The sequence below is a fragment of the Frankia nepalensis genome (genome assembly GCF_016786325.1).
GTDB classification, from domain to species: domain Bacteria; phylum Actinomycetota; class Actinomycetes; order Frankiales; family Frankiaceae; genus Pseudofrankia; species Pseudofrankia nepalensis.
The window spans coordinates 1-7,904 of the sequence record NZ_JADWYU010000184.1 but is presented as its reverse complement, the minus strand read 5'-3'; the positions used below and the strand labels follow the sequence as shown (position 1 = coordinate 7,904).

Genomic DNA, 7,904 nt, shown 5'->3' with positions numbered 1-7,904 from the left:
TTTTGTTTACCCCCCTGGGGGCGCCCGGCCTCGAGCCGAAAGACGTGCCGCGAGGCGGAGCGGGGGCGGGGGGTCAGGTGCTGGACGCGGCGCCCCTGCTCATCAGCTCGACGGCCTGCCGGCGGGGCAGCGCGCCGAGCGGGGACGGGTCGGGCGGGAACGTCGGCCCGTTCGCGAGGTTGTCGAGCATGTCGCGGGCGACGTCGTCCGGGTCGGCGAGCCCATCGATCTCGCGGCCCGCCAACACCCGGCGGTAGGCGGGCGTGTCGGTCCGCCCGAGCACCATCGCGAGCACGTCGACGCCCTGAGGTCCCAGCTCGGCCCACAGGGATTCCGCGAGAATCAGGTCGAACGCCTTCGACGCGCCGTAGGCGGCGAGGTGCGCGCCGCCGGCCCAGGCCGCTCCGGAGCTGACCAGCACCAGGCCGCCGCTGCCCCGCTTCACCATCAGCCCGGCGAAGTGGTGCGCGGCGCCGAGAACGGTCACGCAGTTGCGCGCCACCAGGCTCTGGGCGTTCTCCACCGGCTGGTCGAGGAACGCGGACGGGTTGGGATCGGCGCCCGCGTTGTAGATCAGCAGGCCCACGTCCAGGTCCGCCGTCGCGTGCGCGAGCCGGCCGGCGGCGTCGGGCAGGCTGAGGTCGAGCGCGACGGTTCGCGTCGCGCTGGGGACACTTTCCGCGACCTCCCGCAAGGCCTCCGCCCTGCGGGAGACAAGTACGATGTTGATGCCCCGTTCGCCGAGCAGACGGGCGGCCGAGGCCCCGACTCCCTCGGACGCGCCGGCGACCACGGCCCAGGGCCCATAGCGATCGACGAAGCTCACTGCCCCGATGGTAGGCGGCCACCCGAGGACTGTCGCCCGTGAAGCGGGGGGTCCCCCCACGAACCCCGCGAAGCGAAGGTTCCCCTGGGGAGCGACGGATCCGACGTCACGTGCCTACCCGGCTCCAGGACACCTAGCCTTTTCACAGGAAAGACTCAGGATCTACACAGCCGGTGAAGGAACGATAGTAGGCATGGCGGCATGGCGTGATTCGACGTTCGCTCCCCGCGTCCAGGGCGGCGCGGCCGACAGCATGTCCGGGGCGCCTGGCACGTTGCCCGGGGCGCCTGGCATGTTGCCCGCCGCCACCAGCGTGGCCGTCTCACGGGAGCCGGTGGCGCCGCGCGGGGCGCGCGGGTCCACCTTCGAGCCGCGGACGGCGGACGGGCGAGCGCTGCGGGTCCTGGTGGTGGACGACGAGGCGGTGCTGGCCGACCTGCTGACGATGGCGCTGCGCTACGAGGGCTGGGAGGTCGCGTCCGCCGCGACCGGCGGCGCCGCGCTCCGGCTGGTCGAGGAGTTCCAGCCGGACGCCGTGGTGCTCGACATCATGCTGCCCGACATGGACGGGCTGTCGGTGCTGCGCGGGATGCGCGCGGTGCGGCATGACATCCCGGTGCTGTTCCTGACCGCGAAGGACGCCGTCGAGGACCGGGTGCTGGGGCTGACCGCGGGCGGCGACGACTACGTGACCAAGCCGTTCAGCATCGAGGAGCTCGCCGCCCGCCTGCGGGGGCTGATGCGGCGCGTGCACGGAACCGTCGCCGCGGCCCGGCGCAACGTCCTCACCGTCGGTGATCTCAGCCTGGACGAGGACAGCCGCGAGGTCTACCGCGACGGCACCGAGATCCACCTGACGGCGACGGAGTTCGAGCTGCTGCGCTACTTCATGCGTAACCCGCGTCGGGTGCTCAGCAAGGCCCAGATCCTGGATCGCGTCTGGAACTACGACTTCGGCGGCCAGGCGAACGTCGTCGAGCTCTACGTCTCATACCTGCGCAAGAAGATCGACGCCGGCCGCCAGCCGATGATCCACACGATGCGTGGCGCCGGCTACGTCCTGCGCCCGGTGAACGGGGCGAACCCCGGGTGAGCGCGCCCGCGGCCGGTGCCTCCCACCGGCCCTCCCCTGGATCCGTGCCCGCCGATCCAGGCCTTCCGCCGAGCCAGCCGGATCGCCGGCCTCCCGGCGGCCCCACCGGACCGGCGGGGCGGGCCCGGCAGGCCCGGCGGGGACCCGGGCGCCGATCCCGCTGGAGCTTCGGCCGCCGGAGCTCGGGCCGTCGCGGGTCCGGCGGGTCCGGCGGGGGATCCCTGCCGCCCGCGCGTCGCCGCGTGCTCGCGCCCTGGCTGTGGTCGCTGCGGACGCGGCTGCTCGCGTTGCTGCTCCTGCTGCTGACGGCCGTGTCGGCGGTGATCGTCGGGGTGTCCGCCCTGGAGCTGCGCTCCTACCTCGTCCACCAGGTCGACGGCCGGCTGCGCGCGGTAGACGACCGGTGGCGAAGGCCCCCGCCGACGGTGCTCGTCGAGGCGATGGGCGGCACGGACCAGCGTCCTGACCCGGAACCCGGATCCGGCACCGGGCTGCCGCGCTACGGGCCGCCCGCCCTCCCCGCCGGGCCGGGGGCTACGGGCACGCCCTCGTGGCAGGGGACGCCGGAGGAGTTCCTCCTCTGGCAGCCCAACCAGTCGTTTGGCACCGTCGCGGCCCGGGTCGTCGACGGCCGGGTGCAGGACGCCATGGTCCTGGAGGCGACCAGCGTCACCACGGGGCTGGCCGCCGACCTCGCGGACAGGCTCGCCGCCCTGCCGGCCGACGGGGTCCCCCGCACCATCGCCCTCGGCGGCCTTGGGGACTACCGGGTGACGGCCACGCGGATCGACGGCCGGGACATCGGCGGTGGAGACACCGGCGGCGAGGACGTGGTCGTCGTCAGCGGTCTCTCGCTCGCCGAGGTCGACGCCACCGTCAACCGGCTGCTCCTCATCGCGGGCTGCGTCGCGGGTGGCGGCGTCCTGCTCCTCGGCGTCGTCGGCGCGGTGACGGTCCGGCGGACGCTTCGCCCGCTGCGGCGGGTCGCCGCCACCGCCGCCACGGTCGCCGAACTTCCGCTGGACCGCGGCGAGGTGACCCTGCGGGTCCGCGTCCCGCGGGTCGACACCGACCCGCGGACCGAGGTCGGCCAGGTCGGCGCCGCGCTGAACCACATGCTGGGCCACGTCGCCGCGGCGCTCGCCGCCCGGCACGCCAGCGAGACCCGGGTCCGCCAGTTCGTCGCCGACGCGAGCCACGAGCTGCGCACCCCGCTGGCCGCGATCAGCGGGTACGCGCAGCTGACGCGCCGGATCGGCGACCAGGTGCCACCGGACGTCGCCTACGCGCTGCGTCGCGTCGAGTCCGAGACCAGGCGGATGACGACGCTCGTGGAGGACCTGCTGCTGCTGGCCCGGCTCGATTCGGGCCGCCCGCTGGAGCACGGCTGTGTCGACCTGTCCCGGCTCGTCGTGGACGTGGTCAGCGACGCGCACATCGCCGCGCCCGGGCACCGCTTCAGCCTGAACCTGCCGGCCGAACCGGTGACCGTCCGCGGCGACGCGGCCCGGCTGCACCAGGTGCTCGCCAACCTGCTGGCCAACGCCCGCGCCCACACCCCGCCGGGCACCTCGGTCACGGTGGCGCTGGAGGTGTGCCCCACGCCCGGGGGCGTGACCGGTCGGTCGGCCTCGGCCGGAGAGCTCCATCTATCGGTCATCGACAATGGGCCGGGAATTTCGCCGGAACTGCTGCCCAATATCTTTGAAAGGTTCGCGCGCGGCGACTCTTCGCGTTCTCGCGCCGCTGGCAGCACCGGCCTCGGGCTGGCAATCGTCGCCGCCGTCGTCGAGGCCCACGCCGGCCGGATCGCCGTGACAAGCGTTCCCGGCCGCACCGCGTTCACCGTCACCCTTCCGCTGATCCCGGCGGACAGCCCGGGCACGCCGGACGAGGTGAACCCGGACGGGCTGGACCGCGCCGACCATTCCGACGAAATGGATACGGTGGACCCGGTCACGGCGGCGAGTCCGGCGGCCGTCGACCGGCCCGCGACTCGTTCGGCCCGCTCGCCGCGGCCGGCTCCCGGCGTATTCACAGCGGGCTCACAGTAAACCGCAACCGACCGCACAGCCCGGCCGCGCACGCTGGATTCATGACCACGACGACCCGCCCGCCGAGCGGTTCCGCCGCGCAGGTTGAGCACATTCCCGCTCGAACGGCCTCGCCGGGCCGACGTCCCCTGCTGGACGTGGTGATCCCGGTCTACAACGAGGAAAACGACCTGCGGCCGTGTGTCGAGCGCCTTCACCGACATCTCGGCGACACGTTTCCCTATCCTTTCCAGATCACGATCGCGGACAACGCCAGCACGGACCGGACGCTCGAGATCGCGCACGAGCTGAGCGACCGCATTCCCGAGGTGTTCGTGCTGCACCTGGGGGACAAGGGCCGCGGCCGGGCGCTGCGCGCCGCCTGGGGAATCTCGCGGGCGCCGGTGCTCGCCTACATGGACGTCGACCTGTCGACCGGCCTCGGCGCGTTCCTGCCGCTGGTGGCGCCGTTGCTGTCGGGGCACTCGCAGCTCGCGATCGGCAGCCGGCTGGCGCCCGGTGCGCGGGTGGTGCGCGGCCCGAAGCGGACGGTGATCTCCCGTTGCTACAACCGGCTGCTGCGGGTGACGCTGCGGGTGCGGTTCTCCGACGCGCAGTGCGGCTTCAAGGCGATCCGCCGCGACGCGGCGCGTGAGCTGCTGCCGCTGGTGGCCGACAACGGCTGGTTCTTCGACACCGAGCTGCTGGTGCTGGCGGAGCGGTCGGGGCTGCGGATCCACGAGGTGCCGGTCGACTGGGTGGACGACCCGGACAGCCGGGTGGACATCGTCCCCACGGCGCTCGCCGACCTGCGCGGCGTGGCCCGGGTCGGGTGGGGGCTGGCGAGCGGCCGGCTGCCGACCCAGGAGCTGCGCGCCCGCTTCGGCGCCGCCTCGCCGGCTCGCCCCGCGGGCGCCATCGTCCGCCCGCGGACCGCGGGGAGCGGCTCGTGACCGCCGACGCGGGCGCCTGGGGCGTCCCCGCCTACCAGCCCGGCCACGCCTCCGGCCCGGCATCCGAGGACCCGGGCCGGACCACGGCGAGCGCCGCTGGCACGGCGAGCGCCGCTGGCACGGCGAGCGCCGCTGGCACGGCGGGCGCCGCTGGCACGGCGGGCGCCGCTGGCACGGCGGGCGCCGCTGGCGCCGACGCGCACGCGGCTGACCCCGCGTACGCCGCGGCTCGAGGCCGGGCGGGCACGGTTGACGTCCTCGACACCATGCCCGGCCGGCGGGGATCGGGTCTCCCGCCCGTCGCCGACCCCGCGCCGGACGGTGAATCCGGCGACGGCTTCGGCACGCGCGCCGCGCGCCGCGCGCGCGCAGGGCAGTCGGGCTGGCGGGGCTGGCCGAGGCGGCTGGTCCGCGGGCGGCCGGACGATCCCCGGTGGGCGCGGCCCGCCGTGCTCCTCCTGCTCGCCGCCACCGCCGTCCTGTATCTGTGGGGCCTGGGCGCCTCTGGATGGGCGAACAGCTACTACGCCGCCGCCGTGCAGGCCGGCACCCAGAGCTGGAAGGCGCTGTTCTTCGGCTCGCTCGACTCGTCGAACTACATCACCGTCGACAAGCCGCCGGCGTCGCTGTGGATAATGGCGCTGTCCGGCCGGGTGTTCGGCTTCTCGAACGGGAGCATGCTCGCGCCGAACGCGCTGTGCGGCGTCGCCACCGTCGGGCTGCTCTACGCGACGGTGCGCCGGGTCTCCGGGCCAGCCGTCGGCCTGCTCGTCGGGGCGCTGTGCGCGCTGACCCCGGTCGCGGTCCTGATGTTCCGGTTCAACAACCCGGACGCGCTGCTCGTGCTGCTGCTCGTCCTCGGGGCCTACTGCGTGACGCGGGCCGTCGAGGCCGCCTCGTGGCGGTGGCTCGCGGTCGCGGGTGTGGTCATCGGGTTCGGGTTCCTGACGAAGATGCTGCAGGCGTTCCTGGTGCTGCCGGCGTTCGCGCTGGCCTACCTGATCGCGGCGCCGACACGGCCGCTGGCCCGGATCGGGCACGTTCTCACGGGCGCCGCCGGAGTGGTCGTCGGCGCCGGCTGGTGGATCCTGGCCGTCGAGCTGTGGCCGAAGAGCTCCCGCCCGTACATCGGCGGCTCCGAGAACAACAGCGCGCTCGAGCTGGCCTTCGGCTACAACGGCCTCGGGCGGATCTTCGGTGAGGAAGGCGGCCCCGGTGGCGGGGGCCCGGGCGGCCAGGCCGCGGAGGGGCTGACCGGCATGGTGCCCGGGATGGCCTCCTCGGGCTCGACCGGGGCGGGCGGGTACGGCGCGCTCCTCGGGCAGGGCGGGCTGCCGGCCGGCGGAACTGGCGGAACCGGTGGGTTCCCCGGCGGCATGCCGGCCGGGGCGGAAGCCGTCACCGGCGGCCTGCCCGGCGGCGGCGCGCTCCGTGGCGGGCCGGGCGGTGGGTTCGGCGGGGCCGTGGGCCTCGACCGGCTGTTCAACGGGAGCTTCGCCTCCCAGATCTCCTGGCTGCTGCCCGCCGCGCTGATCCTCCTGGTCGGCGGGCTGTGGGCGACCCGGCGGGCCGGGCGCACCGACCGGACCCGGGCCGCGCTGGTGCTCTGGGGCGGCTGGCTGCTGGTGACCGCCGCCGTCTTCAGCTACATGGAAGGCATCGTCCACGAGTACTACACGGTCGCGCTGGCGCCCGCGGTCGCCGCGACGATCGGCCTCGGCGCGCGCGAGCTGTGGCGGTCCCGGGAGGAGATCGCCAGCCGGGTCCTGCTCGCCGCGAGCGTCGGCGTCACGGCCGTCTGGAGCTACGTCCTGCTCGGCCGGGTGGACTGGCAGAGCTGGCTGCGGATCCCGGTGCTGCTGTCCGGCCTCGTCGCCGCCGCGCTGCTGCTCGTGTGGCGGCCGGCGCGTCCGGAGCCCTCGGCGGCCGAGGACCCGACGCCGGCTGAGGCCACGGCACCGGACGGTGACCAGACGCCGGGCCACGGCGCGGCACCGGAAGGCGAGCGGACGTCCGCGGCCGGCGGCCGGCGGGCGCGCGGCCGGCGTCTGGCGCCGCCGCGCCGCGCGGTCGCGGTGCTGGCCCTGGCCACGGCCGCGTTCGGCACGCTCGCCGCGCCGGCGGCCTACGCCGTCGAGACCGCGGCCAACCCGCACACCGGTTCCATTCCGCTCGCGGGTCCCTCATCGGTCGGCGGCATGGGCGGCTTCCCTGGCGGGCAGGGCGGCGACGCGGTGCTCGGCGGCTTCGCCGGCCCCGGTGGCCAGGCGAACGGCGATGGCCAGGGAGGCGCCGACGGGCAGGCGACGGCCGAGGACCCGGCCGGCCTGGCCGACCAGGGTGGCACGGGCCGCGGCTTCGGCGGTGGCATGGGCATGGAGGGCGAGGCCAACAGCGAGCTGGCCGAGCTCCTGCGGTCCGGCGCGGACGGCTATCGCTGGGTTGCGGCGGTCGCCAGCGCGCAGTCCGCGGCCTCGCTGGAGCTGGCCACCGACGGCATACCGGTCATGGCGATGGGTGGCTTCAGCGGTGGCGACCCGGCGATCACACTCGAGCAGTTCAAGCAGTACGTCGCCGACGGCGCCATCCACTACTACATCGGCGGCGGCGGCTCCGGCGGACCCGGTGGCGGCTCCGGCGGCGACGCGGCGAACGGCGACGGCGTCACGAACGGCGATGGTGCCGCGAACGGCGACGGTGCCAGCGACGGCGGTGGCGGCTTCGCCGGCCCGGGCGGCTTCGGTGGCCCCGGTGGTAGCGGGGCGGCCAGCGAGATCTCCAGCTGGGTCACGGAGAACTTCACCGCGATCACCGTCGGCGGTCAGACCGTCTATGACCTGACCAAGCCCGTCTCCTGATCCGCCACCCCGGGCCCAGGCAGGCCCGGGCGGGCAGCGGCGGGGGGGGGGGGGGGGGGCGGCCCCCCCCCCCCCCCCCCCCCCCCCCCCCCCCCCCCCCCCCCCCCGGGGGGGGCGCGGGGGGGGGGGGGTAAAAAAAAA

At 75.2% G+C, this 7,904-nt stretch carries 4 protein-coding genes and 1 pseudogene; 4 read left to right on the top strand and 1 reads right to left on the bottom strand.

Annotation, left to right across the window (positions count from 1 at the left end; translation table 11 throughout):
- Positions 1-73: 73 nt before the first annotated feature.
- The gene (locus I6A81_RS27745; protein WP_203005349.1) at positions 74-826 is read right to left on the bottom strand and encodes an SDR family NAD(P)-dependent oxidoreductase; all 753 of its coding nucleotides are present in this window, start codon (positions 824-826) and stop codon (positions 74-76) included.
- A gap of 292 nt (positions 827-1,118) precedes the next feature.
- Here I6A81_RS27745 and I6A81_RS27740 point away from each other — a divergent pair, with 292 nt between their 5' ends.
- The 4 genes and pseudogenes from I6A81_RS27740 to I6A81_RS27725 all read left to right on the top strand — a co-directional run bounded on the left by I6A81_RS27740 (position 1,119) and on the right by I6A81_RS27725 (position 7,763).
- Positions 1,119-1,919, top strand: a complete 801-nt coding sequence (locus tag I6A81_RS27740; RefSeq protein WP_238429890.1) for a response regulator transcription factor — start codon at positions 1,119-1,121, stop codon at positions 1,917-1,919.
- A 242-nt stretch (positions 1,920-2,161) separates the two neighbouring features.
- Positions 2,162-3,973 (top strand): sensor histidine kinase, encoded by a 1,812-nt coding sequence (locus tag I6A81_RS27735; RefSeq protein WP_203005348.1) that lies wholly within the window; start codon positions 2,162-2,164, stop codon positions 3,971-3,973.
- A 41-nt stretch (positions 3,974-4,014) separates the two neighbouring features.
- Positions 4,015-4,845: pseudogene (locus tag I6A81_RS27730) on the top strand (dolichyl-phosphate beta-glucosyltransferase); the annotation flags it as partial.
- 56 nt (positions 4,846-4,901) lie between these two features.
- On the top strand, positions 4,902-7,763 hold the full coding sequence (locus tag I6A81_RS27725) for an ArnT family glycosyltransferase (protein ID WP_407661394.1): 2,862 nt from the start codon (positions 4,902-4,904) through the stop codon (positions 7,761-7,763).
- The last annotated feature ends 141 nt before the right edge of the window (positions 7,764-7,904 follow it).